Genomic DNA, 26907 nt, shown 5'->3' with positions numbered 1-26907 from the left:
AATGCCGAAATGACGCCGCTGAGCAGGGGTTTCGTCCCGACTCCGATCAGGCCCAGTTCGCCTTCCGGGCGGTCCTCCGCATGACGCGCAGCAGGAGCGGGCCGGTCAAGAGCACCAGCACGACCGTGGTGATCGCCCGGCCGATGTCCCAGCCCAGCGAGGTCGCGAGCGAGTACGCGAGCAGCCGCGACAGGTTCTCGCTGAAGCCGCCGCCGGGCACGTACGCGAGGTTCCCGTGCGTGATCGCGAAGGGCCAGAACGACAAGTTGAGCAGCAGGCCGTACAGCAGCGACGCGAACGCCGCGTAGACCGCCAGGATCGCGAGCTCGGTCGTCCGGCCCGCCCGCGTCTCCGGCGTCCCCGGCAGCAGGCCCGCGCCGAGCGCGACGAACGCCGCCGCGAACATCTGGTACGGCAGCCACGGCCCGACCCCGCCCGTGAGCAGCGCCGACGCGAACAGTCCCGTGCAGCCCAGGATGAACCCGAACCCCGGCCCGAACACCCTGCCCGCCAGGATGAGCAGGAAGAACACCGTCTCGACTCCGGCCGCGCCCGCCCCGAACGGCCGCACCGCCGCGACCACGGCCGAGAGCACCCCGAGCATCGCGACCGCGCGGGCGTCGAGCCCGCCGTCCGTCAACTGCAGCAGCACGACCGCCGTCACGAGCGGCAGCAGCAGCGCGAACAGCCAAGGGCCCGAAGTGGTCTCGGTGAGCGCCCCGCCCGGGGACGCGAGCAGCGGCCAAGACATCGCGACCAGCCCGAACCCGGCGGCGAGCGCGAGCGACAGCACGGCCTTCCACCGCACGGCCGGGCGCGGCCTCGTCGCAGGCGTCTCAGTCGTCCTTGTCATCGCCGGTCCCGTTCCCGAGGGCCGCAGCGACTTCGGCGACCGTGAGCCAGCCGGGCAGGACCTTCTCGACCTGCGGGGAGAACATCGGGGAGGCCGAGAGGATCTGCCGTGCAGGGCCGTCCGCGACCACTTCGCCGTCCGAGAGGATCACGACGCGGCTCGCGAAGTCCGCGCCGAACTCGACGTCGTGGGTGGAGACGACCACGCAGTGCCCGGCTTCGGCGAGGCGGCCGAGGCGGTTCGCGAGGGCGGCCTTGCCGGGGTAGTCGAGGCCGCGCGTCGGCTCGTCCAGGAGCAGCAGTGGCGGTGCGGCCGTGAGGGTCACGGCGAGGGCGAGCGCGAGCCGCTGGCCTTCGGAGAGGTCGCGGGGATGGGCCTGGGCGGCGACGCCCTCCACGAGGTCGGCGAGGATCTTCGCGCAGGTGCCGTTCGGGGCGCGGCCGTCGCGGTCGGCGCCTTCGCATTCGGCCGCGACGGTCTCGGCGTAGAGGAGGTCGGCGGGTTCGGCGGGCACGAGTCCGGCGAGGGTGCGGCGCTCGGCGGGCTTGCGGGTCGCGGGGTCGGTCCCGGCGATCGCGACCGTGCCGCCCGAGCGTCTCCCGGTGCCCTGCAGGGCCCAGAGGAGGCTGGACTTGCCGGATCCGTTGCGGCCCATGAGGGCGATGCGTTCGCCGCGTCCGGCGACGAGGTCGGTGCCGTTGACGGCGCGCACGCCGCCCGGGTAGTCGACGGTGACGCCGCGCGCTTCGAGCAGCGGCGGGCCGGTCGGGGTCTCGACGACCGAGGCGGGGACCAGGCCGGCGAGCGTTTCGCGCAGTCCGGCGGCGTGCCTGCGGGCTTCCCTGATGGTGACGGGCGGTCCGGGCCATCCGGCGAGGCGACCGAGGTCCACCACGGGCGGGGCGACCGGCGAGACCGCCAGGACCTCGCCGACCGGGCCGGCGGTCACCTTGCCGCTGTTGAGGAGCAGCGCCGAATCGGCGTACTGGGCGACGCGTTCGAGCCGGTGCTCGGCGAGGAACACGGTGACGCCGAGGTCGTGCACGAGCCGGTGGAGCGCGGAGAGCACCTCGTCGGCGGCGGTCGGGTCGAGCGCTGAGGTCGGCTCGTCGAGGACGAGCGCGGCGGGCCCCGCGACGAGGGCCGCGCCGATCGCGACCCGTTGGCGCTGACCGGAGGAGAGGGCGGCGAGGTCGCGGTCGCGCACGTCGGCGAGGCCGAGGAGGTCGACGATCTCGGTGACGCGCTTGCGCATCGCGGCGGGGTCGACGCCCAGCTGCTCAGCGGTGTAGGCGAGTTCGCGTTCGACCTCGTCGGTCACGAAGCCCGCCAAGGGTTCCTGGCCGACGTACCCGACGAGGTCGGCCAGGTCGGCGGGAGTCGAGCCGTGGACCTCCCGGCCCGCCACGGTGATCCGCCCGGAGATCGTGCCGCCGGTGAAGTGCGGCACGAGCCCGTTGACGGTCTTGAGGAGCGTCGACTTGCCCGCGCCCGTGGGTCCCACGAGCAGGCAGAACTCGCCTTCGGGGAGGTCGAAGGAGACGTCGTCGAGGACGGGCCTCCCCGTGTAGGCGAAGGAGACGCGGTCGAAGGCGATCCCGTTCATGGTGTTCCTCCTCTTGAGGACGGCACGAGCAGCGCGGGCGCGGCGGCCAGGAGGATGCCGCCCGCGGCCCACATCGGCAGGTCGGGCACCGTGAGCGGGTTCGTGGCGGGCCACAGCGCCGCCGACTCGACAGCGCTCGCAAAAGATGCACCACTAAGGACAGTGCCGACGACGGCCGCGGCGCCCGAGGCGACGACCGCCCAGTCGCGCGCGCCGAAGCGGTCGGGCCGGTAGCGCGTGTGCGGGACCCGCTTGGAGGCGAACGCGATCCCGAAGACCGCGATCCCGGCGCTGACGGCGACGGTGGCCCACGCGAGCGGCGCGGGCGTCGCCGCCCCGAGGAGCGCATAGGCGCCCGCGCACAACCCGATCAGTCCGATGAGGAGTGACGCTTCGGTGGCGCGCCGGGCCGGGGCCGGAATGCCGGTGGCGCGGCCGTACCCGCGTGAGGCCATCGCGGCGGCGAGCGCGAGCGACCGGTCGAGCGCGTCGTGCAGGATCGGCGAGACCACCGTGCGCATGAGGTTCGCGGGGCTGCGACTCGTGTTGCCGCGCAAGGCCCTCGCCCGGCGGACGCGGCCGACGCTCTCGACGAGCTGGGGCGCGACGGACAGCGCGACGACGACCGCGACGCTCACCTCGTACAGCGCGGCCGGGACCGAGCGGAGCAGCCGCCGGGGGCTCGCGAGGGCGTTCGCCGCGCCGACGCAGATGAGGAGCGTGGCGAGCCGCAGGCCGTCGTAGGCGGCGGCGAGTGCGCCTTCGGCGGTCACGTCGCCGCCGAGCCGGAACCCGGCCGCCCAGGCGGGGAGGGTCGCGGAGGGCAGGGAGAAGAGGACGGTCGGGCCGTCGGAGCCGCCGAAGACGACGTAGAACGCCATGCGGACCGCGATCGCGCTGAGCCCGATGAAGAGGAAGACGCGGTACGCGCCCGACCAGGGTTCGGACCCGCGGCACCAGGTGACGACGAGCCCTGCGACGGCGATGATGAGCAGCAGCAGCCACGGGTTCCCGGTGCGCCCGGCGGCGGTCGCGAGGAACAGCGCCCAGCCCCACCAGGCGACGGGGTGGGTGGTGCGGCGGACCGGGTTCGTCATGCACGCCGCCGGGACGGGTCGGACCGTCGGCCGGGGCCGGTCGTTCGGGTGTGGAAGTCGCCGACGACGAGTGCGGCCGAGGCGTTCGGGGCGACGCGGGCGCCGCCGTTCGCACGCATCGTGAATTCGAGCTCGGCCCGCCCGTCTGCGGGCGCCCCGACGGCGACGTTCGCGGCCGTTTCGTGCACGTCGGTGAACATGAGCATCGCGGCCCCGAGCCTGGTCACGCGCGCCGGTCGCGGCGCATGCGCCAGATCACGAGCGCGGCGATGACGGCGAGTGCGGCGACCGCGATGATCCAGGTGAACGAGGCCTCGTCCTCGGCGTCGGGGCCTTGCCCTTCAGTCGAGGCGGCGGCGTCGTCGGGCGCGATCGCGGGCGGGGTCGAGCCGTCGCCGAAGACCCAGCCTTCGACGTCCCCGGCCTCGGGGTGGGCGTCGGCGCCGCCCACGGGCGAGTAGGCCCAGTCGGCGTCGCCGGAGTCGGCGCGCCAGTACGACCAGTACTCCTTCGCGGGAGGCGCTGCGCCGCAATTGGATTCGGGGAGTTCGTCGATCCGGCACACCATGCCGCGGATCGAGGCGACCTCGGTGACCGAGAACCCGGCCCCCGCGAGCGCGTCGAGGCCGTTCGCGGGATCGGCGGCGCATCCGGTGGCGGGATCGGCGGCGAGCGCCCCGAAGTCCACCACCACGGTCACGTCCGAACAGCCGTCATGCGCCGCCGCTGGTGCGGCCGGGAACGCGAAGACGAACAGCGCCGAGAGCAGCGAGGCCGCGAACGCGGCGAGGCGGGAGCGGCAGGTGGACGAACAGTCGAGGGTGCGCAGGCAGCGCCCGCCGGATCGGCGGGCGCTGCCTGGGTTTCGTTCGCTTCGGGACACGTGCCGACTATTGCTTGTCGGTGCCGTCGGTGTCGGTGCTTTCGCCGTCCGCGTCGCCGGTCTCCGGCTCGTCCGCCGGGGCGGCGTCCTCGGCCGGAGCCGCGCCCGCCTCAGTCCCGCCCTTGCGGGACTTCAGCGCGAAGCCGATGATCAGCGCGGCCAGCACCACCACGGCGGCGCCGATCGCCCAAGGCAGCCACGAGGTCGAGCCCTCGTCGTCGCTCGCCTCGGCGGTGGCGTCGCCACCGGCGTCGGCGCTCTCGCAGTCCGTGCCCGGCACGGTGGCCTCGATGCCCGTGGCGTCGAGGTTCGCGAGGTCCTGGCCCGCGATCGGCACGATCGCCTGCGCGGTCGCGAGCAGGCGCGAGGCCTCGCCGAACTCCGGGTCCTCCGGGTCGGTGTACATGATCGCGCCCGGCTGGTCGGCGGTGCAGTCGAACTGGAGCCCGATGAGGAACGCGACGGCGCGCTCGGCGGCGTCGGCCCGGTCGGCAGCGAGGAACGCCTGCGCGGCCATCGCGGTCGAGTTCGCGTTCTCGCCGAAGCCGTTGTCGAACCCGCCGTCCTCGGCCTGCGCGCCCTCCAGCCACTTCACGGCGGAGGTCAGCGGGTCGGCGCCGGCGTCGCCGAGCGTCGCGAGCGCCGAAGCGACCAGGCCGGTCGTGTCCGGGTCGGAGACGCAGTCGTCGCCGCCGTCGACGTCGGCGTAGTTGAAGCCGCCGTCGGGGCACTGGACCGCGGTGAGGCCCGCAGCGGCCTCCGCGCCGGCCGGGGTGTCGGTGCGCGAGAGGCCGAGCACGGCCCAGGCGGTCGACGGGGCGGTCCCGTCGCCGTAGGTCCCGTTCGCGGTCTGCGAGGCCGTGACCTGGTCCGCGAGGCGGATCTCGCCGAAGTTCGTCGGGTCGCCGCCGGCGGTGGCGACGGCGTACATGACCTTCCCGGCCGCGCCGGCGTTCAGCGCGGGCTCGGTCGCGCCGTCGGCGGTCGGGAGCACGTACGGGGTCAGCGTCTCGTTGCTGTTGAGCCATTCGAGGGTGGCCTGGACCTGGTCGCCGCCGACACCGGCGGCCTCCAGGGCGATGACGGCGTCGAGCGAGGACGAGACGTCCCCGCCGTTCCAAGAGGTGCCGTCGGACTGGCCGACGAGCCAGGACGCGGCGGCCTGGGCGGGCTGCGCGAACGGGGCTTCCTGGGCCTCAGCCGGTGCGGCGGAGGCGAAGACGGTGATGGGCACGACCGCGGCGGCGGCCAGCAGTCGGGCGGGCAGGTGGCGCAATTGCCTGACCTTTCCTAGAGCGAGTGGGTCTTCGGGCAGGCGGCGGCGCCGCAAGCGCCTGTAGACCACGACAGGCGTTGACAATTCGGATGGCGTCGGCGGGCATTCGGGCTCACGCGGGTGGACCGAGCGGAATCGAAGGGTGCTCGGCGGTTGTTCGAGTTACGAACCGCGACTACCGTTGCGGGTCAGCGCCGGCCTTTCACCGGACTTCCCCCGCCTGGCGCCTGTTCAGTTTGGGCCTCATTCTCGCGGGTGGATTCGCTGGGTGTCAAGCTGACCGGTCGCGCAGTGCAGCCGTTCACTCGCGCCACGCGAGTGAACTCTCGCCTTGCGGTTATTGACCCGTAGCACCGGGTGTCGATACGGTGCACAACGTGAGCAGAAATAAGAACGCCGATTTGGACAGAGTTCTGCGCGCTGCGACACGGGTCTTCCTGGAGCGCGGGTTCTCCGCCACCTCCATGTCGGACCTCGTCGCGGCGACCGGCATGAACCGCGCCGGGCTCTACGCCGCCTTCGGCTCCAAGCACCAGCTCTACATAACGGCACTGGGCCGCTACCGGGAGGACACCGAGCCCGAGCTGCGCTCGATCGCCCATCGCGCCCTCGAGCGCAAGGACGACGAGCGGGTGGACGCGCCGCGCGTCGTCGGCGACCTGCTCGACGTCGTCGCCCGCCACTCCAAGGAAGGCGGCTTCGTCGTGCGCGCCGCGGTGGAGCTCGCCGACGACCCCGCCACGATGCGCCGCGTCCAGGAGGCCTGGACCGAGCTCGAACGCGATCTCGCCGCGATCCTGGCACGGGCGGTCGAGCGCGGCGAGATGGATCCCGACGCCGACCCCGACCGGCTGGCCCGCACCGTCCTCGTGTTCGTCCAGGGCGCGCTCGTCCTCGGCCACGCCGACGAGGACGACCGCCGCCTGGCCGACGCCGCGGCCGGCATGGTCGCGCTGATCGCGGCCTACAGGCCCTCGGCGACCGCCGAGGAGATCCGCAGCCAGGCCGCCGACGACGCCTTGCTCAACGAGTCGTAGCGGATCGGCTCGCCCGAGTCGAGCAGCTTCTCGTACGGCGCCAGCAGGACCGCCCGTGTGCGGGCCGCGAAGTGCCGCTGCACCGCCGGCAGGTCCACGTCCTTGCGGTGGGCGGGCATCGACACCACCGACACCGCGCCGCGCACCAGGTCGCGGCGGCCGGTCTGCTCCAGATGGTCGAGCATCCGCGCGGCGGTCTCCGCCGAGTCGTTCCGGGCCGACATCGTCACCACCAGCTGGTCGGTCGCGTCGATCGCCGACTGCCAGTTCGCCGCCCGCACGTTGTTGCCGGTGTCCACGACGATGAGCTTGTAGAACCGCGAGACCGCTTCACGCAGATCGCCGAACGCCTGCGAGGTCAGCATCTCCCCGGCCGTCGCCGACTCGTCCGAGGCGAGCACGTCGAACATCGCACCGCCCTGGGCCCGCACGTACTGCGAGAGGTCGCCGATGCGCCCGGTCGGGCCCCGGAAGTGGTCGAGGTCCCGCAGCAGATCGCGAACGGTACGGACGTGGAAGTCCTGCTGGGCGCGCATGCCCAGCGTCCCCTGCGTCTCGTTGTTGTCCCAGGCCAGCACATAGCCGCCGCGGTGGCGGCCGAACGTCATGGCCAGCATGAGGACCGCGACGGTCTTGCCCGCGCCGCCCTTCGGGTTGACGACGGTGATCTGCCGCAGGCCCCCGAAGTTGCGGCGCACGGTGTCGACCGCGCGCTGGCGGGCGCGTTCGCGCGGGCCGGGCGGCAGGGCGACCATGCCGAGGCTGAACCGGTGGAGCGCGCCGCGCAGGCCGGTCTCGGCCACGGGCGGGCGCGGCGGCACGACCCGGCGGGACGAGAAGTCGTCGGCGGTCACGCCGAGGCGTTCGAGCGCGCCGGCGTGGTCGGGGAACACCGGGACGGGGACGTGCGCGGGCGGCGTCTGCGGCGCGTCCACGGGTCCTGCGAACTGGCGGCTCGGCACGGGCGCCTCGGACGGCGCCGGCGGCGCGGGCCAGGCCTCGCCCTGCTGCGACTGGTACGGCGCGGGCTCGCCGCCGGGCATCGCGGTCGCGGGCGGCGGCGCGGCGCTCGGCACGTGGTCGCCCTGGCGGGGGTTGCGGACCGATTCGGGACCGGCGGTGTACGGCTGGTTCATGACGTCCTCAGGGGCGCTGTGCTGGTCGTGCACTTCCGAAGACGCGTGACGGTACTGCTCGTTCACTTCAGGCGGTGCGAACGGAGACCACCCTGGAGCATCCGGCCGGTGCAGAGGAACGGTGTCCTCTTCGGTGTGCTCCATCGGGCCTCCCAGCGCGCGGATGCGCTCAGCGTCAGAGTGCGGTTACCCGACTATTGTGGCCCATACGCCTGTCATCGCGTGGGAACTCGGCTCGGCTCCCGCTCGCGGCCTCACAGCAGTCGCGGCTGCTCAGGGCCCGAACGGTCTTGCGGCACCATCCCGAATGGACTGAAGAGCCCTTGGTCCACATCGGCCAGCAGCGGCGATCCCGCGCCGGTATGGCTCACGTAGGCGAGATCGCGGGTGCGTCCGAGCGCGACGTACAGCTCGCGGCGGGCCGCGGCCGTGTTCGGCCAGGCCTCCGCGGTCATCCCGGTGAGGCACACCACCCGGAACTCGCCGTCGGCGGCTTCGGCGACGCTCATGCCGTCCGGGCCGATCACCGCGAAGTCCTCCGGCGCGACGCCGAGCTCGACGAGACGGTCGGTCAGGTCCTCCACGAACCGCTTCTCGTCCTCGTCGTCGACCGCGAAGCAGCGGCCGATCCCCGAGCCTTCGAGCGCGGGGCGCTCGGGCTGCACGAGCCGGCCGGGGACGCGGCTGATCGGCTCGATCACCTGCGACGCGGCGACGAGCACGGCGGCCGGGCTGCGGTGGTTGCGCGAGAGCCGCATGACGTGCGCCTGCGGGAACTGCTCCGCGAAGGCCGCGAACGCGGCCGGCTCGCCGGAGACGAGGGCCGAGTCGGGGTCGCCGGTGGCGGTGATGTCCGCTTCGGCCCCGCGGTGCTCGGTGACCTGGCGGAACAGCCGCATCGGCATGCGCGGCAGGTCGTCGATGAAGACGTGGCCCAGTTCGGGCGGGCTCGCGGCGGCGAAGTCGTCGAACTCGGCGATGGTGATCGAGGCGGCCTCGCGGCCGATGAGCGCGCCCAGTTCGCGGCGGATGCGGGCCGCGCCGGGCGCCGAGGCGGCGAGGACCAGGCACTGGCGGGCGGGCACGCCCAGTTCCTGCACGAGGTAGGCGACGCGGCGGATGAGCAGGTGCGTCTTGCCGGTCCCGGGGGAGGCGTTGATGAGCAGCGGGCCGCGTCCGGCGGAGGCGGCGACGCGCTGCATGGCGTCCAGGGAGTCGAGTAGGCCCGCGCCGACCTCGTCCATGCCCGTGAGCAGGGGCGCTGACTCCAGCCACGGGTCAGGCGTCCGGGTCGTCAACGCCGGTTCGGGCATGGGCACGGCTTCGCGGGCGTACCTGGAGTGGTGGGACCGGTGCGAGCGGCGGCGCCGCTCGGCGGTGGTCCGCATGCCGGCCGAGATCTCGAACAGCGGGGACGCCACCTGCGGTTGCTTGCGTTCATCAGGACGGCGCACCTATGCATCCTCGCAGACAGACGGCACGACCCCCGAAGCGGCTCCCGCCCGGGCGGGTCGCGCCCTGAACCGGGAATCCTCCTCGCGAATCGGCGTGCCCGCGCACGCCCCGCTCCGCCCGCGCGTCACGGCCTCACCCGCCCGCGAACGGGGGCAGCACCTCCACCGTGACCCCTGCCGGGAGCACGGTCGCCGGATCCTTCGCGGCGAGGCCGTCGACCAGCAGCGTCGAGGCCGAGAGCACCTTGTGGAGCACCGGGCCGTGCCGCTGCCCGAGCACCGCCTTCAATTCCGCGACGTCGGCGGCGGCCACCTGCTCTTCGCCGATCCCCGCGGCCGCCTTCGCTCCCGCGAAGTACCGCACGGTCACCACGTTCATCCTCCGATCGCGGACATCGGGCGGGCCGGCTGCAGGAACGACGGGTCGTCGATGCCGTGGCCGGGGAGCTTGCCCCACATGGCCTCGCGCCAGCGTGCGCCGACCTCGGCGTCCGAGGCGCCGTCGCGCAGGAGTCCGCGCAGGTCGGTCTCGCCGCGCGCGAAGAGGCAGTTGCGCACCTGGCCGTCGGCGGTGAGCCGGGTGCGGTCGCAGTCGCCGCAGAACGGGCGGGTGACCGAGCCGATGACGCCCACTTTCGCGGGGCCGCCGTCGACGAGCCAGGTCTCGGCGGGCGCGGAGCCGCGGTGCGCGGGGTCGGGGACCAGGTCGAACTCGGCTTTGAGGGCCGCGAGGATCTCGGCGGCGGTGACCATCTCGTCGCGGCGCCAGACGCCGGCGGCGTCGAGCGGCATCTGCTCGATGAACCGCAGCTGGTAGCCGTGCGCGATCGCGAAGCGCAGCAGTGCGGGGGCCTCGGCGTCGTTGACGCCGCGCATGAGCACCGTGTTGAGTTTCACGGGCGCGAGTCCGGCCGCGGCCGCGCCTTCGATGCCGCGCAGGGTGGCGGCGAGGCGGTCGCGTTTGGCGAGTTCCTTGAACGTGCCCGGGTCCAGGGTGTCGAGGGAGACGTTGACGCGGTCGAGTCCGGCGTCGACCAGCGGGCCGGCGAGGCGTTCGAGGCCGATCGCGTTGGTGGTCAGGGAGATCTCGGGGCGCGGTGCGAGGGCGGCGGCGGCGGCGACGATGTCGACGAGGCCGGGGCGCAGGAGCGGTTCGCCGCCGGTGAAGCGCACCTCGTTGACGCCGAGGTCGCGGACGGCGATGCCGACGAGGCGCGAGACCTCGTCATCCGTGAGCAGCTCGGGTTTGGGCAGCCACGGCAGCCCCGCTTCGGGCATGCAGTAGGTGCAGCGGAGGTTGCACCTGTCGGTGAGGGAGACGCGCAGGTCGGTGGCGGTGCGCCCGTGCCGGTCGCGCAGGCCCGGCGCCGCGGACGGTGAGTCCGCGGTCCCCTGGGTCGGAGTCGGTGCTGCCATGCGTCGAGCCTAGTTCGTCAATATGACAGTTTCGTAAAGTGAGACACGTTTCCCAGCAATTGGTCACGATACGCGCGCCCGAAGAGCGTCGTGTGGACCAGGAGCGGGAACAGGTGGTGGAGCGGCGTCCGCTCCTCCCAGCCGTCGGCGAGCGGCCGCACCTCGGTGTACCCGGCGATGACGGTCTCGAACATCGGCACGCCGCCCCAGAGGCGCAGGTTCGCCAGGTCGGTCTCGCGGTGCCCGCCGTGCGCGGCGGGGTCGATGATCCAGGCCCGTTCGGCGCCCCAGTGCACGTTGCCCCACCATAGGTCGCCGTGGGTGCGCGCGGGCGGCTCCTCGGGTCCGGCGAGCTCGGGCAGGCGCGCGGCCAGGGCTTCGAGGGCGGCCACGTCGGCCGCGTCGAGCGCGCCGTTGTCGCGGGAGGGCTTCAGGTACGGCTCGATCCGCTTGGCGCCGTACCACTCCGCCCACGAGCCTTCGGCTTCCTCGTTGTCCATGAACGTCTCGCCGATATAGCCGTGCCAGGGCGCCCCGAACCGGTCCGCGCCGGCGTCGTGCATGGCCGCGAGCTCGCGGCCCAGCTCCTCGGCGTGCTCGCGGGTCGGCGCGGCCGGTTCGATCCACGGCTCGACGAGCAGCCGCTCGTCGGCGTACAGGAGCGGGACGGCCGCGGGGGTGGCCTCGCGCAGCCACCGCAGTCCGTTCGCTTCGGCCGCAAGGTAATCGTCGGGTGCGTGCTCGGCGAGCTTGGCGAACAGGTGGGTGCCGTCGTCGAAGGTGAGGCGCTGGGCGGTCGCCCGGCACGGGCGCGGCTCGGTCAGCGGCATCGCGAAGTCGCTCGCCTTCACCGGGGTGGTGCGCACGCGCTGGTGCTCGATGAGCTCGGGCAGCAGGCGCAGGCGTTCGAGGTCGGGGGCTTCTTCCACGAACCCAATGTAGCGGAAGGCGAACGGCCGACCGGGCATGAAAAACTCTTCGTGTTGGAACCCCTTTGGTCTGGAGGACCCATGCGTCGCACCGCCCGCTGGCTCACCGCCGTCAACACCATCAGCGCGCCACGGGTATCGTCCCAGCGCTCCCGAGTGGACAGTGTCTTCGACCGCATGGTCCACCGCGCCGAGCATCAGGCCGAAGCCGATTCGGCCGTGGCGCGGGAGTTCGTCGACTCGTACCGCTTCCTCCTCCGCGAGGTCGCCAAGCAGGACACGCTCTCCATGGTCGGCTGGCAGGGCTTCATCGACGACCTGACCCGCCGCATGACCAACCACCTGCGCGTCGAGCGCCTCATCGCCGAGCACCCCGAGATCGCGCTTGAGCCGATCGAGCGCCCCATCGTGGTCGTCGGCCTGCCCCGCACGGCCACCACCGTCACGCACAAGATCCTCATCCAGCCCGAGGGCAACCGGGCCCCGCTCATGTGGGAGCTCATGAACACCCACCGCGGCGACATCGACCCGAAGCTGCGGGACAAGCTCATCAAGGACGCCCAGACGATGGCGTCCCTCGCGAGCAAGGCCTCCCCGGTGTGGGACCTCATCCACCCGATGAACGCGCTGCAGCCCGAAGAGTGCGTGTTCGCGCTGCCGCACGGGTACCAGTTCATCACCCGCGCGGCGATGCCCGCCTACCGCCGCTGGGTCGACGAGCGCGACTACACCGAGGACTACGTGCACCTCAAACGCGTCCTCCAGGTGCTGCAGTGGCACCAGCCGCGCCGGCGCTGGGTCCTCAAGTCGCCGTTCCACCTGTTCAACCTCGATGTGCTGCTCAAGGTCTTCGACGACGCGACGATCGTGTGGATGCACCGCGACCCCTCGACCGTCATGGGCTCCTGGTGCTCCCTTGTGGAGACCGGGCGGGCACTGCACCACCGCACGTACGACGCCTCGAAGATCGGCCCCGAATGGCTCGACATCTTCGGCAAAGGCGTGGCGCAGGCGCGCGCGGTGCGTTCGGCGGCCTCGCGCGAGCGCTTCGTCGACGTGCCGTACCACTCGTTCACGGCCGACCCGCACGGTCTGATGCCGAAGCTGTTCGCGCGGCTCGGCATGGACTGGACCGAGACGGAGGAGGCCAACCTCGAGCAGGTCCTGGCCCGCCCGGGGATGCGCCGCGCCCACGAATACCACCTGTCGCGCTACGGGATCGAACTCGACGACGTCGAGAAGGCCTTCGGCGACTACGGCCGCCTCGGCTTCTAGCGCCCGAGACGCGCGGCGGGGCCGGTCCGAAGCGGACCGACCCCGCGCTGCGTTCGCAAGCTGCGTCTTTATGGATTGTCGTACCCGTCCGATACGTTCGAAGCGGTCGGGTGGAGCGTCATGCGGGTGCCGCTCCGCCCGACCGGCCGAACTGCATCAGCACGACCGGACGGCGCACAGCACAACCGGGAGGTGGTACTAGCTCAGGTGCTCGACCACGAAGTCGATGGCCTCGGTCAGCTTGGCCGCGTCCGAGGGGTCCACAGCCGGGTAGGTCGCGATGCGGAGCTGGTTGCGGCCCAGCTTCCGGTACGGCTCGGTGTCGACGATCCCGTTGGCGCGCAGCACCTTCGCGATCTCGGCCGCGTCCACGCCCTCGAAGTCGATCGTGGCGACCACGTTCGAGCGCAGGGCGGGCTCGGTCACGAACGGGTTCGCGAACTCGCGGGCGTCCGCCCACGAGTACAGGGCCCCGGCCGACTCGGCGCAGCGCTTCGCGGCCGCGTCCAGGCCGCCGGCGGCGTTGAGCGCGTCGACCTGCTCGGCCGCGAGCACCACGGTCGCTACCGCCGGGGTGTTGTACGTCTGGTCCTTGCGCGAGTTGTCGATCGCGGTCTTCAGGTCCAGGAAGGCCGGGATGTAGCGGCCGGACGCGGCGATCCGCTCGGCCCGCTCGATCGCGTCCGGGCTCATGATCGCGATCCACAGGCCGCCGTCGGAGGCCAGGCCCTTCTGCGGCGCGAAGTAGTAGCAGTCGGTCTCGGTGAGGTCCACCGGCAGGCCCGCCGCCGCGGACGTCGCGTCGTGCAGCATGAGCGCCCCCTCGTGGGCGACGCGCTTGACGTCGACGGCCACACCGGTCGAGGTCTCGTTGTGCGGGGTCGCGTACGCGTCCACGCCGTCCTCGAAGGACAGGTACGCGGCGGTGCCCGGCTCGGCGGTCACGATCGTCGGCTCGCCCAGGTGCGGGGCGATCTTGATGGCCTTGGCGAACTTCGAGCCGAACTCGCCGAAGCTGGCGGCCTGCGCGCGGTCCTCGATGAGGCCGAACACGGCGACCTCCCAGAACGCGGTCGCGCCGCCCACGCCGAGGACGACCTCGTAGCCCTCGGGCAGCGAGAAGAACTCGGCCAGACCGGCCCGGAGGCGCCCGACCTCGGATTTGACCGCCTTCTGGCGGTGGGAGGTGCCCATGACGGACCTGCCCAGTCCGGACAGCGCGCTCATCGCCTCGGTCGGCACCTTGGAGGGGCCGGAGCCGAAGCGCCCGTCGGCGGGCAGCAGCTCTGCGGGGATGGTGATCGGGTCGGTCACTGTCGGCTCCGTTCTGGTCGGTCCTGGGGCTCACTGTAAACCCGCGTTCCGGTCCCGTGACCGGCCGGGGCGGGCCCGGCCGCCAACTGGGATCGCACGCCCGGCAACCCCGCGATCGGCACCGAAACCCACCGAGAACCGCCAACACCTGCGCAACCGCCCGCAAGACGGGCCCGCCGCCTGCCGCAAGGCCCCGCCCGAACTGCGCCCGCCCGACGACTGCGCGCCATCGAGAACCGCCGACGCGCAACCGCCCGCAGCACAGCCCGATAGCGCCTGCCGCAAGGCCTCGCCGAACTGCGCCGCATCGCGCACCGCTGGTCCGGCCGCCCCGCCGCACCACAGGTTCGCCCGAGCGGCGGCCCGCCGCCCTTCACCCGCGCGGGATGTCGTACCCCTCAGCCACTATCGAATCGGGGGCGCTTAGCGATGTCCGATTCGCGAAGACCCGCCGCGAACCGCCCAAGACCGAGCCCGCCCCGTCAGACCGCAGGGGACCAGCCCGCGGGCGGTTCGCCGCCCGGCTCGGCCTCGGCCGTCCACAGCTCGCCGTCCGCCGCGACCGCCCACAACCGCAGCGCACCGTCCGAACCGAACGCCGCCGCCGGACGCTTCACCACCGTCACGTCACCCCGCGTCCACGGCCGCGACAGCAGCCCGAACCCGCCCGTGCCGGCCGACTCCAGGTCCGCCAGCTCGAGCACAAGCACCGCCGGCGCCCCGGTCCCGTCGTCGCACACCACCGCGAGCGCGCCCTCCGGCCCGATCGCGAGCGCCGGAGCCAGCACCCCTCCCTCCAGCGGCACGCGCACGCCCGTCCACTCCTCGCCCCGCCCGATGTGGAGCGCCACGTCGCTGCACCCGGCCACGCGCGAGGCGAGCACGGCCCGCCCGTCGGGCACCTGCGCGGCGGTGACGGCGCTGGCGGGCAGGAACGGCAGGTCGTCGGGGCCGGGGAGATCGAGCTGGCGCGATACCCAGGCGACGCCGTCGCCTTCCCAGGCGGCCACATTGTCAGGGGTGGCGGCGACGATGGTGAAGGCCCCGTCGAGGGCGAGCGCGGCGGGCGCGTCGTGCACGGCCGGTCCGTCGAGGCGGGTCCACTCGGACCATTCGCCGCCTTCGGGCCGCACCCGCACGGCGAGGCCGTGGAGGTCGCGGACGCAGGCGAGCGCGGTGCGGCCGTCGTCGGCGGCGGCGACCTGGCCGACGATGCGGGCGCCGGCGCCGGTCCCGGCCGGGTTGCCGAGGAGCTGCCATTGGCCGGAGACGAGGTCGTAGCAGTGGACGTCGCGCACGTGGGTGGCCGGATCGTGGGTGTGCTCGGCGGCGATCGCGTAGAGCTTCGTCCCGGCGAGGTCGAGCGAGGGGAGGGTGTCGGGTCCGCCGAGGTCTTCCCAGCCGTCGTCGCCGAGGACCTGGACGGTGTTGTCGCGCACGGCGACCGGGCGGATGAGGCCGTCGATCTCGGTGGCGGCCACGGCGGCGGTGTAGCGCGGGTGGGTGGCGTGCCCGTAGGTGGTGCCCGCGCCGGGGCCGGCGATGAGGCGGTCGCCGCAGCCGCTGGGGAGGCCGCAGTCGGCGCCGTCGTTCCAGGAGTAGACGTCGAGCGCCCGGCCTTTGGGTTCGAGGTCGGCCTCGCCGAGGTTGCCGGGCCAGCGGCGGTTGTAGTAGCCGCGCCAGGCTTCGACGGCGCCGGCCTTGCCCCAGGCGCGCGCGGCTTCCCAGGCGAAGAGGGCGGCGGCGGTGTGGTCGATGTGGTCGGAGTAGCCGGGCTGTTCGGCGCCGAGGCGTTCGCCGGCGACCGGGTCCGGGTCGGGGTCGAGGGTGTTGACGACGGCGGGCTCGTACCGCTCGAGCAGTTCGAGGAGGGTCGCCTGGACGGTCGCCCGGTCCACGGTGGACTCGGCGGTGAGGGGCGAGTCGGTCGGGGGCAGGACCAGGGAGTCGTCGAGCCGCCCCTCCCAGAGGGCGAGGAGTCGTGTGAACTCGCCGGTGATGCGCCCGAGGTTCGTCCACAGTGAGCAGAAGACGACGTGGACTTCGGGTTTGTCACGCAGGACGCAGAGTTCGACGTCCTGGCCGGAGTCGAGCGGGGCGAGGTAGCGGTCCCACGGCGCGTCGGCGTCGCCGAGGGCCATGAGGGCGTAGGCGCGGCGCAGGCCGTTGTCGCGGGCGGCGGCGTACCCGGCGAAGTCGGCGGGGGCGGCGGTCTCCCAGGAGTTGCGGCCGTCGGCCTCGCCGGCGGTGAGCACGACGGTGCAGACGCCGGCGCCGTCGGCGAGGACGCGGGCGACGCGCGGGTTGACGAAGTAGAGGCAGTCGTCGGGGTGGGCGACGATCTGCATGTGGATCGGGACGCCGCGCACCGGTTCGGGGATCGCGTCGCCGTTCGCGGCCTCGCGGATCGACCACGCGCTCTCGGCGGCCGCGGCGGTGACGGCCAGCCCGGCGATGCCGCCGACGAGGAGGTCGCGGCGGCGCAGCGGCAGGGGCCGGGGGGAGGGCATGGCGCGTCCCGTTCGGGTGGTGCGGGTGTTGGATCGTGCGGTGGCGGGAGGTGCGGCGCCACGACCGGACGATCGTATCCCGAACGCGCCCATATGAGACGAGTCCTCATGCCGGACGCGGAAAAGCGGCCCGCGTCACCCCTCGCGGGGCGGCGCGGGCCGCTTCAGGCTTCGGCTACTGCTGCCAGCCCTCGACCTCTTCGGGCTTGCGGGGGCCGGGGCCGACGTAGGTCGCGGAGGGGCGCACGATCCGGCCGAGCTTCTTCTGCTCGAGGATGTGGGCGCTCCAGCCGGCCACGCGGGCGCAGGTGAAGATCGGGGTGAACAGCTCGGCGGGGACCTCGGCGAAGTCGAGGAGCACCGCGGACCAGAACTCGACGTTGGTGGCGAGCACGCGGTCGGGCTTGCGGGCCCGGAGCTCGGCCAGGGCGGCCGACTCGAGCGCCTCGGCGACCTCGTAGCGGGGGGCGCCGAGTTCCTTGGCGGCGGCGCGGAGCACGCGGGAGCGGGGGTCCTCGGCGCGGTAGACGCGGTGGCCGAAGCCCATGAGGCGCTCGCCGGAGTCGAGGAGGTTCTTGACGTACCCCTCGGCGTCGCCGGACTTCTCCACGCCTTCGATCATGTGCAGCACGCGCGAGGGGGCGCCGCCGTGGAGCGGGCCGGAGAGCGCGCCGATGCCGGAGGAGATCGCGGCGGCGGCGTCGGCGCCGGTGGAGGCGACGACGCGGGAGGTGAAGGTGGAGGCGTTCATGCCGTGCTCGGCGGCCGACATCAGGTAGGTGTCGACGGCCTTGACGTGGGCCGGGTCCGGCTCGCCGCGCCAGCGGCGCATGAAGCGCTCGGTGATGGTGCCGGCCTTGTCGATCTCCGACTGGGGCACGGCGGGGCGGCCGGAGCCGCGCGCGGACTGCGCGATGAACGACAGCGTGGTGACCGACACGCGGGCGAGATCGTCCCGGGCGGTCTCGTCGTCGATGTCGAGCAGCGGCTGCAGGCCCCAGTAGGGGGCGAGCATGGCGACCGCGGCCTGGGCGTCGACGCGGGTGTCGCCGGAGGAGACGGGCACGGGCACGGGCTCGGCGGCGGGCAGGCCGTTGCCGAACTTGCCGTCGACGAGGAGGCCCCATACGTCGCCGTAGGTGCTCTGGCCGACCAGGTCCTGGATATCGACACCGCGGTAGCGGAGCGATCCACCCTCTTTGTCAGGCTCGGCGATCTCGGTTTCGAAGGCGATGACGCCCTCGAGGCCGGGCTTGAACTCAGACATCGTTGTACTCCTGAGTGTGTTGTCCCTGTGGTTGCCGACCGGGGGCTTCCGGGAGGCGACGGTTCGTAGTTATCTGGAAATGGTGCCTCAATGCGGTGGCCGACGGAAGTGGCCACGGGTCGAGGGTGATCCTCGTTGGCGGTACAGAAGGTGCGCAAAATATGAGACAACCATCGTGAGCTTGGTGGTTTGTCCTGGTTTGACGTTTTTTATGGGAGGGTTTCAATAATGGGTCTTGTTGGTTTCAACGGTTTCCTGCGATCTCGCCCACATCGATACGCGTGCCGCAGGTCATTGGACATGAGCTAACGTCAAAGCACATCCCGCCCACCGATAACGACACGGAGGTACCCCCTATGGCGCTGTCCGGCGAGCAATGGGTGATCGCCTACAACGACCACGAGGCCACCATCGTCGCTGTCGGCGGTGGCGTGCGCTCGTACACCTACCGCGGCCGCCCGGTCGTCATGTCCTACGGGGACGAGGAGCTCGCGCCCGGCTGGTCCGGCCACATGCTGGCCCCTTGGCCCAACCGCACCCGCGACGGCAAGTACACGTACGACGGCACCGAGTACCAGCTCCCGATCAACGAGATCGAGACGAACACCTCGCTCCACGGCTTCGTGGCGTGGGCCGAGTGGACCGCCGTCGACGTCACCGAGACCTCGGTCACCCTCGAATGCCGGCTGCCCGCCCGCCTCGGGTACCCCTGGACCCTGCACCTGCGCACCCGCTGGTCGATCGGCCCCGGCGGCCTGCGCGCCGCCCACACCGTCTCCAACCCGGGCCACAAGACCGCGCCCTTCGGGTTCGGCACCCACTCCTACCTCATCCCGGGCTCGCTCGAGCGCATCGACGAGGCCACCCTCCACGTCCCGGCCGGCAAGAAGCTCAAGCTCGACAAGCAGAGCATCCCGGTCGGCTCGGGCCCGGCGGACTTCGACGACCCGACCGTCCTCAAGGACCTGGTGATCGACGACTGCTACGGCGACCTCAAGCGCGGCTCCGACGGGAAGGCCGAAGTGCGGCTGACCGACCCGGTCTCGGGCCAGGCGGTCACCGTGTGGATGGACGAGTCCTTCGGCTGGTGCCACATCTACACCGCGGACGGCCTCGAAGGCGACCGCAAGCGCGGCTCCGTCGCCATCGAGCCGACCACCTGCCCGCCGAACGCCCTCGCCACCGGCGAGGACCTGATCGAGCTCTCGCCCAGCGAGGCCTGGTTCGGCGTCTGGGGCATCCGCCCCGAGTAGGCGCATCGACTCCGAAAGCGAGGGACCGTCCCACCGGGACGGTCCCTCGCTGCATGTGAGGCCCCATCGGATACGACACGCCGAGTTATCCACAGGCAACGCATGAGCCCGAATCACGTTGACCTCCAACGCTGTCCGATTCATCCGAAAAGCCGGAAGTTATCCACAGCTTCAACATTGCCCCTTGTCGGCCCTCCTCGTCACCGGTCATGGTTACTCCAAGGCACGTGAACATCACCGAACGTAGGAGCAAGCCATGGCCGCGACACTCGACCGCACCACGATCACCGCCGCACCCGCCGTCGAATCCCTCCTCGTCACCACCGACGACCGCCTCGCCGAAGCCATCACCCCACTCGCCGCCACCGCCGGCCACCCCCTCCGCCGCGTCCACCACCCCCGCGACGCCGCCGGCCACTGGCAGCGCGCCCCACTCGTCCTCGTCGGCCCCGACCTCGCCCCCGAATGCATCGCCTGCCACTTCCCCGCCCGCGGCCCGATCCTCATGTGCACCACCATGTCCTGGCTCGGCGGCGACGCCGACGACACCTCACTCCTGTGGCCCATGGCCATCCAGATGCAGGCCACCAGCGTCGTCGCCCTCCCCGACGCCAACGACTTCCTCACCGACCTCCTCATCCGCACCGTCCTCGACGTCGAACCCGCGCCCGTCATCGCCACCGTCGCCGGACACGGCGGCGCCGGCGCCTCCACCCTCGCGCTCGCCGCCGCCACCGACAGCACCCGCGACGACCGCAAGACCGTCCTCATCGACCTCGACCACACCGGCGGCGGCATCGACACCGCCGCAGGCCTCGCCGCCCAATCCGGCTGGCGCTGGCCCTCGCTCGCGAACGGCACCGGCCCCATCGACCCCGAACGGCTCCTCGGCGGGCTCCCCAAACGCGGCGGCCTCCACCTCATCGGCCCCGACCCGCACAACCCCGCCGAGGTGAGCGCCACCGCGTTCGACCGGGTCCTGCGGGCCGCGCGCCTCGCCGCCGACCTCGTCGTCATCGACCTGCCGCGCACCCGCACCGACGCCTCGGCATCAGCGGCCGTCGCCGCCCGCTCGATCGCGGTCGCCCTCGGCCCCGGCGCCCGCTCCTGGGAGGCCGCCCGCAGCGTCACCGCCGCCTACGGCCTCCACAGTGCCCACCTCGGCGTCGTCCTGCGCGGCGACGCCCGCCCGCGCCCGGCCGGCGTCACCTGGGACGGCCCGCGCGAAGCCGACTGGCTCGAACCCCCGGTGTGGGGCAGCGTCCCCACCGACCGGCGCCTCCCGGTCCTCCTGCGCCAAGGCCGCGTCCCGCGCGGCAAGGTCGGACGCGGCATCCGCGACCTCACCGAAGCCCTCAGCGCCCCGCGCTCACGCGGCGAACTCGCCCTCCACGGCATCGAACGGTCCGGTGCGGCCCGATGAACCTCGAACTCATCACCCGCGTCCGCCGCCAACTCGCCGCCCAGACCCGCCCCGGTGCGAACCGCACCCGGACCGGCGGATCGGCCAAAGCGGACATCGTCAAGGCCCTGTGCGCCGCCGGAGCCGCGCCGCCCGACCAGGCCTCGCTGCTGCAACTCTCGGCGGCCCTGAGCGACGACCTCATCGGCGCCGGCCCACTCCAACCGCTGCTCGACGACCCCGAGGTCACCGACGTCGTCGTCAACGGCGCCGGCGGCGTCTGGGCCGACCGCGGAGATGGACTCCTGCCCGTCGCGGTCCGCCTCGGCACACCCGACGCGATCCGCTCCCTCGCCTGCCGCCTCGCCGCGGCGGCCGGACGACGCCTCGACGCGGGCAGCCCGTACGCGGACGTGCGCCTCCCGGACGGCACCCGCTTCCACGCCGTCCTCGCACCGATCGCCACCGGCGGCCCGTACCTGTCCTTCCGCACACACCGGTCCAAAGCGTTCACGCTCACCCAGCTCGTCGAAGCGGACACGCTCACCGCGGACATGGCGGATCTGCTGCTGCGCATAGTGAAGGCCCGACTCGCCTTCGTCGTGACTGGGGGTACCGGCACTGGTAAGACCACGCTCCTCGCGAGCCTGCTCTCGCACGCGCCCGAGGAGGAACGCATCGTCATCGTCGAGGACGCCGCCGAACTCGCCCCGGGCCATCCGCACACCCTCACCCTCGAATCGCGCCCGGCGAACATCGAGGGCGCGGGCGAGGTCGACCTGGCCGCGCTCGTCCGCCAGTCCCTGCGGATGCGCCCGGACCGGATCGTCGTCGGCGAATGCCGCGGCGCCGAGGTGATCGAACTCCTCGGGGCCCTCAACACCGGCCACGAAGGCGGCGCGGGCACGTTGCACTGCAACGCGGCCGCCGACGCGACCGCGCGACTCGAAGCCCTCGCCCTCCCGCACGGTCTGCCACGCGAAGGGCTCCACGCCCAACTCGTCGCCGCGCTCCGAGTCGTCATCCACCTGCGACGCAACGGCACCGGCCGCCAAGTGGCCGAGATAGCCCTGATCGAGACCGGCGACGCGAGAAACCCGCAGCCGACGGTCACCACCGCCTGGACCCGCCACGGGCCGGGCCCGAGCGCCGGGAGTCTCGAACGCCTTCTGAGAGAGCGGAACGCATGAGCATCTTCGTCAGCCCGAAAGACCCCCACCCGAAACCACAGGCCCGCCCGCATCGACAGTCACGGCCGCTCCAAGACAGCAACCACCCGTCGCGTCAAGGCCGAAGCGGCCCGGACCGGCCGGGGTTTCGGGACCGTCGGTGCCGCGCCGGGCCAACCACACATCGGAGGCCCCTGAACCGACCGCCGCAGCGCTCCACCTGCGGCACCCTGCCACCACCCACCGAAACCTCACCGCCGATCGCGGTCCACCGCCATGGATCCCAGTCCGACCGATCACCCATAAGGGAGCGCCGACCATGACCACCATCGCCACCGCATCCGCTTCACCTCCCGGCCGTCGACGCTGCACCTGGCCAGCCCGCATCCGCCGCAGTGGACACACCGCGGCTCCACGACCCGACAAGGAAGCGAGCCTCCCGCCCCCGCAGATGGGCCGCATCGCACCCCGAAAACACCGGACCGCAGGCCGAAACCCGAAGGGAGACACCGCATGACCGCCATCGTCATCGCACTCGTCACCCACCGCCCCAAAGCGACCGCAGCGATCTCGGCCGTGCTCACCGCCGGCCTCGCCGCCTGGCTCGCCGGATTCCGCCACGACGGCGGCCTCGGCCCGCTCGCAGCGGCGACCGCGGCAGCGATCACCGCGATCTACACCGCAGCGGCCGTCATCGCCTGGCATCTCGCACTGCGCCGCAAACACACCCGCGAAGCCCGACGCGCCGCCGCCGACACCGTCGCCTACCTGGCCGCCGACCTCGCCGCAGGGACCGACCCGGCGCACGCCGTCGCCGCAGCCGAACCCGAATGGCCCGCCGAAGCCACCGCCACCGCCCGCCGACTCCGCGCCGCGCTCCGCATCGCGGCCGAACTCGGCGCACCCGCCGCGGAACTCTGCCGCAGACTCGCCGACCACCTCAACGACGACGACCAAGCCGCCGCCCGAGCCGGAGCGCAGACCGCTTCGATCCGCGCGACCGCCGCGCTCCTCGTCGCCCTGCCCGTCGCCGGAGTCGCCCTCGGTGAAGTCGCACTCGGCGTCCAAGCCGTCGCGTTCCTGTTCGCCAGCCCAGCCGGCATCGGCGCGGCCGCGACCGCGATGGCCCTCCAAGCCGCCGGGCTCGCCTGGACCGGCGCGCTCATCGCCTCCGTCAACTCCAGGAGTTCCTGATGCTTCGCAAACTCGTCGGCCCAGTCGCGGGCGTCGCCACCGCGTTCGCCATCGGCGGTATCACCGGCATCGTCGCGGGCTTCGGCGCCTGGTGGCTCACCGCCCGCCTCCTCCGAGTCGACCCGGACCGCGCCGAGCGAACCGCCGCCGACCGGCTCGCCCCGTCCTGGCCCTGGACGCTCGACCTCCTCGCCGCCTGCATGCGAGCCGGGGCCCCGTTCCCGCAGGCCGCTTTCGCCGTCGCCGAAGCCGACGACCACGAGATCGGCGACCGCCTCAACCGCTTCGCCGGAGCGATCCACCTCGGCGCCACCGCCACCGAAGCACTCCCCGAACTCGGCAGACTGCCAGGCGCCGCACGCCTGGCCCGCCAACTCGACCGATCAGGCGACTCCGGCGCCGCCATCGCCGCAGGCCTCGAACAACTAGCGGCCTCGATCCGCTCCGAACTCCGCACCCGAACCGAAGAACGCGCCGGACGCGCCGCAGTGGCCCTCGTCGGCCCACTGTGCCTGTGCTTCCTGCCCGCCTTCGTGATCGCCGGAATCAGCCCGGTGGTGCTCGGCATCGTCTCCGACACCCTGGCCTCCGGCCTCTGACCGCACCGTCCCCGGGCACCACCGCCCGACAACCGAAGAGAGGAAACCGCGATGCACGCGAACACCCACACCACGATGGCCCTCCCGACCCGCCGCGACCGGAGCGACCACTGGGCACCTTCCCGACCCGACACCTGCCAGACCGCCTGCCGCCCCGAAAGCCGCAGGCAACCCGCCTGCGAACCCGGCGGCACCCACCCGAGGCCCGCATGCGGCCGCCTCTGCGACTTCGACCAACCGAAAAACCCCGACCAGCGCGCCCCACAACCGGACCAGGAAGCCAAGCCCGACCAGTCGGAACGACAGCCGAAGACCGACCAACCGGCAACAAGCCCCCAGACGAGCGCAGTCGCGTCCGCAACCGCGACCAAGCCCTGGTCTCCGGGCTCGAACCGGAGCCGGACCCCGATCACCGCAGGCCCATCGACCCTCACCGACGAGCGCCCGACCGACCCGAAGCGCCGCCCGAGCCCGCGGCCGAGGCCCGAGGACGAATGGAGCCCCGGCCGAATGCGGGCCACCGTGAAACCGAGCTGGAGCGACCGATTCGCCTCGAGAGTGCGCGGCGAGAGCGGCATGAGCACCGCCGAATACGCAGTCGGCACCCTCGCCGCCGTGGCCTTCGCCGGCGTCCTGCTGAAAGTGCTCACCTCAGGGCCGGTCCAGACCGCGCTGTCCGACCTCATCGAACGGGCCCTGTCATGAACACCGCCAACCGAACCGCTGCGAAGCACCAGGTCCGAGCGGACCCGCCGCCTCCCTCGGCCCGGAGCGCCCACCGAAGACCAGACTCGGAGAAAACGCCGAAACGCCGACCAAGAAGCAAGAGCCCCCGCGCAAAACCACCACCGGACGAGGACCGCGGCAAGCGCCGAGGAGCCGAGAGCGGCTTCGTGACCGCCGAACTGGCGGCCGTCCTGCCAGCCGTGGTCGCGGTGCTGGCGCTCGGCCTGTGGGCGGTGTCGGCCGTCGGCATGAAGGTCCGCGCCATCGACGCCGCCAACAGCGCGGCGATCGCGGCGGCAAGAGGCGAAGACGCCCAAGCGGTCGCCGCGGCCTATCTGCCCGACGGCGCAACGGTCGCAGTCTCGAGCGACGACACCGTCGCCCGCGCGGTAGTGACCGCACCCGTGCGGCCGCTCGGCGCGCTGACACCGCCGATGGACATCACCGCCGAAGCCGCCGCCCCGATGGAACCGGGTCTGCCCCAATGAGAAAGGAAAGGAGTGAACCGAGGCGAGGCACCGCCGCACAGCGCGACAACGCCAGCGAACAAGACCCGGCGACAACCCGGCCGATGCAGAAAGAACGAAAGCCGGCAACGAGCCCGACCGCCGGAAGCAAGCCGGAGCCGCCACCACGAGCTGAGCTTGAGAAGGCGAAAGCAGCGACAAGGCGCCCCGCGGCCGACAAAGAGCGGGGCTCAGCGACGGTCCTCGCAACCGGAGTGACAGCAGCGCTGTTGGTCTCGGCGATCGCCTTCACAGCCCTCGGCCAAGCGAGCGCCGCCCGCCACCGAGCCCAAGGCGCAGCCGACGCGGCGGCGCTGGCAGGAGCGGCGCGGGTCCTGTTCGGTGAAGGCGAGGCATGCGCGGCGGCGCAGGAGATGGTCGAGCGGTCCGAGGCCGAGTTCCAAGGATGCGAGGTGAACGAACTGGAGGTGACGGTCCACGTGGACGAGACCCCGAACGGCCTCCCAGCGGCCTTCGGCCCAGCCCGAGCGGTATCCCGGGCAGGTCCGGTAGCGGTCGAATAGACAGCATCGCAGCGAGCGGGCACGCCGGCCAGGCATCTGCCCGTACACAGCGGCAACCGGTCCCGGCGGCCAAGGCCAGGCCGCCGGGACCGGGCACAACGAACGACACCAACCGATAACTGGCGTGCAGGAAGGCGGCGGGTGGGCGAGGGGGCGGGGTGGGTGGGTGGGGGGGAGGGGGAGGCCCCCAAAAAAGAGAGCCCGGCCCGGATCCATTCGGGAAGGAGCGGAGATCATCATCGGAGCCGAGCCGCCGAGCCGCCGAGCCGCCGAGCCGCCGAGCCGCCGAGCCGCCGAGCCGCCGAGCCGCCGAGCCGCCGAGCCGCCGAGCCGCCGAGCCGCCGAGCCGCCGAGCCGCCGAGCCGCCGAGCCGAGCGATTCGGAGCGGCGCGGCGGCCGGCTTCGGCGCCTCGGAGTCTCCTTGCGACGTGCCTGGTGAGGTGGGTTGGTCACACTCCGGTGTGTCCTTGGCCCTGGGGTTGCGTGCCGGGGCTTTCGGCTGTCTAAACTCGCGCCATGGAGAAACACAGTTCTTCACCTGCCGCGGCGCCCGCGACCCGGTCGCCCGGCCGCCGCACGTACCTCTTGTGCCGCCCCGCCTACTACGCCGTCGAGTACGCCATCAACCCTTGGATGGACACGACCGCCCCCGTCGACGCCACGCTCGCCTGCGCCCAGTGGGAAGCCCTCGCCGACGCCTACACCGCTCTCGGCCACGAAGTCCTCACCATCGAGCCCGAGCCCGGCCTGCCCGACATGGTCTACTCCGCCAACGGCGCCTTCGTGGTCGACGGCATCGCCTACGGCGCGAGCTTCCGCTACCCCGAACGCCGCCCCGAGGCCGACGCCCACGAGAAGTGGTACCGCACCTCCGGCTGGAAGTTCTCCAAGCCCGAGTTCATCAACGAAGGCGAAGGCGACTTCACCTACCTGCCCGGCCGCGAGCTCATCCTCGCCGGCTGGGGCTTCCGGACCGACGCCCGCGCCCACGCCGAGGCCGCCGACGTGTTCGGCCGCCCCGTCGTCTCGCTGCGTCTGGTCGACCCCCGCTACTACCACCTCGACACCGCGCTCGCGCCCCTCGACGACGACAACATCGCCTACTACCCCGATGCGTTCGCCCCGGGCAGCCGCATGCTGCTCGAACGGCTCTTCCCCGACGCGGTGATCGCCGACGCCGAGGACGCCGCCGGGTTCGGCCTGAACTTCGTGTCGGACGGCCGCAACGTCGTCATCAACGCCGAGGCCGTCGGCTTCGCCGAGAAGCTCCGCGCCGCCGGGTACGAGACCGTCCCCGTCGACCTCTCCGAGCTCAAGAAGGGCGGCGGCTCCGTCAAGTGCTGCACCGCCGAACTGCGCCGGTGACCGGACCGCAGTAGTACCGAGAACCGACCGTGGGGGGGGGGGGGCGCGGGGGGGGGGGGGGCGGGCGCCCGGGGGGGGGGGGGGGGGGGGGGGTTGGGGGGGGGGGGGGGGGGGGG

At 72.7% G+C, this 26907-nt stretch carries 24 protein-coding genes and 1 pseudogene; 11 read left to right on the top strand and 14 right to left on the bottom strand.

Features of this window, described 5'->3' with window-relative positions; translation table 11 throughout:
- Positions 1-46 precede the first annotated feature (46 nt).
- Genes O2L01_RS15160 through O2L01_RS15135 form a run of 6 tightly spaced genes read right to left on the bottom strand, consistent with a single transcriptional unit; the run spans position 47 to position 5715 of the window.
- Positions 47-853, bottom strand: a complete 807-nt coding sequence (locus O2L01_RS15160) for an ECF transporter S component family protein (RefSeq protein ID WP_270122802.1) — start codon at positions 851-853, stop codon at positions 47-49.
- Complete coding sequence (locus O2L01_RS15155; RefSeq protein ID WP_270122801.1) at positions 837-2459, bottom strand: ABC transporter ATP-binding protein; 1623 nt, start codon at positions 2457-2459, stop codon at positions 837-839. The genes O2L01_RS15160 and O2L01_RS15155 overlap by 17 nt, the downstream gene beginning before the upstream one ends.
- Positions 2456-3556, bottom strand: coding sequence for a CbiQ family ECF transporter T component (locus tag O2L01_RS15150; RefSeq protein ID WP_270122800.1), 1101 nt, complete (start codon positions 3554-3556; stop codon positions 2456-2458). The genes O2L01_RS15155 and O2L01_RS15150 overlap by 4 nt, the downstream gene beginning before the upstream one ends.
- The gene (locus tag O2L01_RS15145; protein WP_270122799.1) at positions 3553-3783 is read right to left on the bottom strand and encodes a hypothetical protein; all 231 of its coding nucleotides are present in this window, start codon (positions 3781-3783) and stop codon (positions 3553-3555) included. The genes O2L01_RS15150 and O2L01_RS15145 overlap by 4 nt, the downstream gene beginning before the upstream one ends.
- A complete protein-coding gene (locus tag O2L01_RS15140) occupies positions 3780-4439 on the bottom strand; it encodes a hypothetical protein (protein WP_270122798.1) in 660 nt (219 codons plus the stop codon). Before O2L01_RS15140 ends, O2L01_RS15145 begins: the two co-directional genes overlap by 4 nt.
- Positions 4440-4446: 7 nt before the next feature.
- The gene (locus O2L01_RS15135; protein WP_270122797.1) at positions 4447-5715 is read right to left on the bottom strand and encodes a prenyltransferase/squalene oxidase repeat-containing protein; all 1269 of its coding nucleotides are present in this window, start codon (positions 5713-5715) and stop codon (positions 4447-4449) included.
- A gap of 377 nt (positions 5716-6092) precedes the next feature.
- Here O2L01_RS15135 and O2L01_RS15130 point away from each other — a divergent pair, with 377 nt between their 5' ends.
- Positions 6093-6752 (top strand): TetR/AcrR family transcriptional regulator, encoded by a 660-nt coding sequence (locus O2L01_RS15130; protein ID WP_270122796.1) that lies wholly within the window; start codon positions 6093-6095, stop codon positions 6750-6752.
- On the opposite strand, the pseudogene O2L01_RS15125 reads toward O2L01_RS15130, so the two are convergent.
- The 5 genes and pseudogenes from O2L01_RS15125 to O2L01_RS15105 all read right to left on the bottom strand — a co-directional run.
- Positions 6680-7900: pseudogene (locus O2L01_RS15125) on the bottom strand (MinD/ParA family ATP-binding protein); the annotation flags it as partial. The gene O2L01_RS15130 and the pseudogene O2L01_RS15125 sit on opposite strands and share 73 nt — an antisense overlap.
- A gap of 242 nt (positions 7901-8142) precedes the next feature.
- On the bottom strand, positions 8143-9342 hold the full coding sequence (locus O2L01_RS15120) for a UvrD-helicase domain-containing protein (protein WP_270122794.1): 1200 nt from the start codon (positions 9340-9342) through the stop codon (positions 8143-8145).
- Between the two features lie 133 nt (positions 9343-9475).
- Positions 9476-9721: a MoaD/ThiS family protein gene (locus O2L01_RS15115; RefSeq protein WP_270122793.1), complete on the bottom strand. Its 246-nt coding sequence runs from the start codon at positions 9719-9721 to the stop codon at positions 9476-9478.
- Complete coding sequence (gene moaA / locus O2L01_RS15110; RefSeq protein WP_270122792.1) at positions 9718-10758, bottom strand: GTP 3',8-cyclase MoaA; 1041 nt, start codon at positions 10756-10758, stop codon at positions 9718-9720. The genes O2L01_RS15115 and moaA overlap by 4 nt, the downstream gene beginning before the upstream one ends.
- A gap of 17 nt (positions 10759-10775) precedes the next feature.
- Positions 10776-11687: a fructosamine kinase family protein gene (locus tag O2L01_RS15105; RefSeq protein ID WP_270122791.1), complete on the bottom strand. Its 912-nt coding sequence runs from the start codon at positions 11685-11687 to the stop codon at positions 10776-10778.
- An 81-nt stretch (positions 11688-11768) separates the two neighbouring features.
- On the opposite strand from O2L01_RS15105, the gene O2L01_RS15100 reads away from it, so the two are divergent.
- On the top strand, positions 11769-12962 hold the full coding sequence (locus O2L01_RS15100) for a sulfotransferase family protein (RefSeq protein ID WP_270122790.1): 1194 nt from the start codon (positions 11769-11771) through the stop codon (positions 12960-12962).
- Between the two features lie 198 nt (positions 12963-13160).
- On the opposite strand, the gene serC is transcribed toward O2L01_RS15100, so the two are convergent.
- The 3 genes from serC to O2L01_RS15085 form a co-directional block, all read right to left on the bottom strand.
- Positions 13161-14276: a phosphoserine transaminase gene (gene serC / locus O2L01_RS15095; protein ID WP_270122789.1), complete on the bottom strand. Its 1116-nt coding sequence runs from the start codon at positions 14274-14276 to the stop codon at positions 13161-13163.
- A 482-nt stretch (positions 14277-14758) separates the two neighbouring features.
- Complete coding sequence (locus tag O2L01_RS15090) at positions 14759-16786, bottom strand: PIG-L family deacetylase (protein ID WP_270122788.1); 2028 nt, start codon at positions 16784-16786, stop codon at positions 14759-14761.
- 175 nt (positions 16787-16961) lie between these two features.
- Complete coding sequence (locus O2L01_RS15085) at positions 16962-18053, bottom strand: citrate synthase 2 (RefSeq protein WP_270122787.1); 1092 nt, start codon at positions 18051-18053, stop codon at positions 16962-16964.
- A 356-nt stretch (positions 18054-18409) separates the two neighbouring features.
- Between O2L01_RS15085 and O2L01_RS15080 the strand changes: the two genes are divergently transcribed.
- The 9 genes from O2L01_RS15080 (at position 18410) to ddaH (ending at position 26791) form a co-directional block, all read left to right on the top strand.
- Positions 18410-19306, top strand: a complete 897-nt coding sequence (locus O2L01_RS15080) for an aldose 1-epimerase family protein (protein WP_270122786.1) — start codon at positions 18410-18412, stop codon at positions 19304-19306.
- Between the two features lie 256 nt (positions 19307-19562).
- Positions 19563-20729, top strand: coding sequence for a septum site-determining protein Ssd (gene ssd / locus O2L01_RS15075; protein WP_270122785.1), 1167 nt, complete (start codon positions 19563-19565; stop codon positions 20727-20729).
- Positions 20726-21898: a TadA family conjugal transfer-associated ATPase gene (locus O2L01_RS15070; RefSeq protein WP_270122784.1), complete on the top strand. Its 1173-nt coding sequence runs from the start codon at positions 20726-20728 to the stop codon at positions 21896-21898. Before ssd ends, O2L01_RS15070 begins: the two co-directional genes overlap by 4 nt.
- Positions 21899-22390: 492 nt before the next feature.
- Positions 22391-23071, top strand: coding sequence for a type II secretion system F family protein (locus tag O2L01_RS15065; RefSeq protein WP_270122783.1), 681 nt, complete (start codon positions 22391-22393; stop codon positions 23069-23071).
- On the top strand, positions 23071-23670 hold the full coding sequence (locus O2L01_RS15060) for a type II secretion system F family protein (protein WP_270122782.1): 600 nt from the start codon (positions 23071-23073) through the stop codon (positions 23668-23670). Before O2L01_RS15065 ends, O2L01_RS15060 begins: the two co-directional genes overlap by 1 nt.
- 510 nt (positions 23671-24180) lie before the next feature.
- Complete coding sequence (locus tag O2L01_RS25690; RefSeq protein ID WP_270122781.1) at positions 24181-24375, top strand: DUF4244 domain-containing protein; 195 nt, start codon at positions 24181-24183, stop codon at positions 24373-24375.
- 188 nt (positions 24376-24563) lie between these two features.
- Positions 24564-24884, top strand: a complete 321-nt coding sequence (locus O2L01_RS15050; RefSeq protein ID WP_270122780.1) for a TadE family type IV pilus minor pilin — start codon at positions 24564-24566, stop codon at positions 24882-24884.
- Between the two features lie 233 nt (positions 24885-25117).
- The gene (locus O2L01_RS25685; RefSeq protein WP_374727635.1) at positions 25118-25426 is read left to right on the top strand and encodes an Rv3654c family TadE-like protein; all 309 of its coding nucleotides are present in this window, start codon (positions 25118-25120) and stop codon (positions 25424-25426) included.
- Positions 25427-25942: 516 nt separating this feature from the next.
- The gene (ddaH, locus tag O2L01_RS15040; RefSeq protein WP_270122779.1) at positions 25943-26791 is read left to right on the top strand and encodes a dimethylargininase; all 849 of its coding nucleotides are present in this window, start codon (positions 25943-25945) and stop codon (positions 26789-26791) included.
- Positions 26792-26907: the final 116 nt, after the last annotated feature.

It is taken from the genome of Glycomyces lechevalierae (genome assembly GCF_027622945.1).
Taxonomy (GTDB): domain Bacteria; phylum Actinomycetota; class Actinomycetes; order Mycobacteriales; family Micromonosporaceae; genus Glycomyces; species Glycomyces rutgersensis.
Note: the sequence above shows the minus strand (reverse complement) of the source record. Positions and strands in the feature narration are given on the sequence as shown.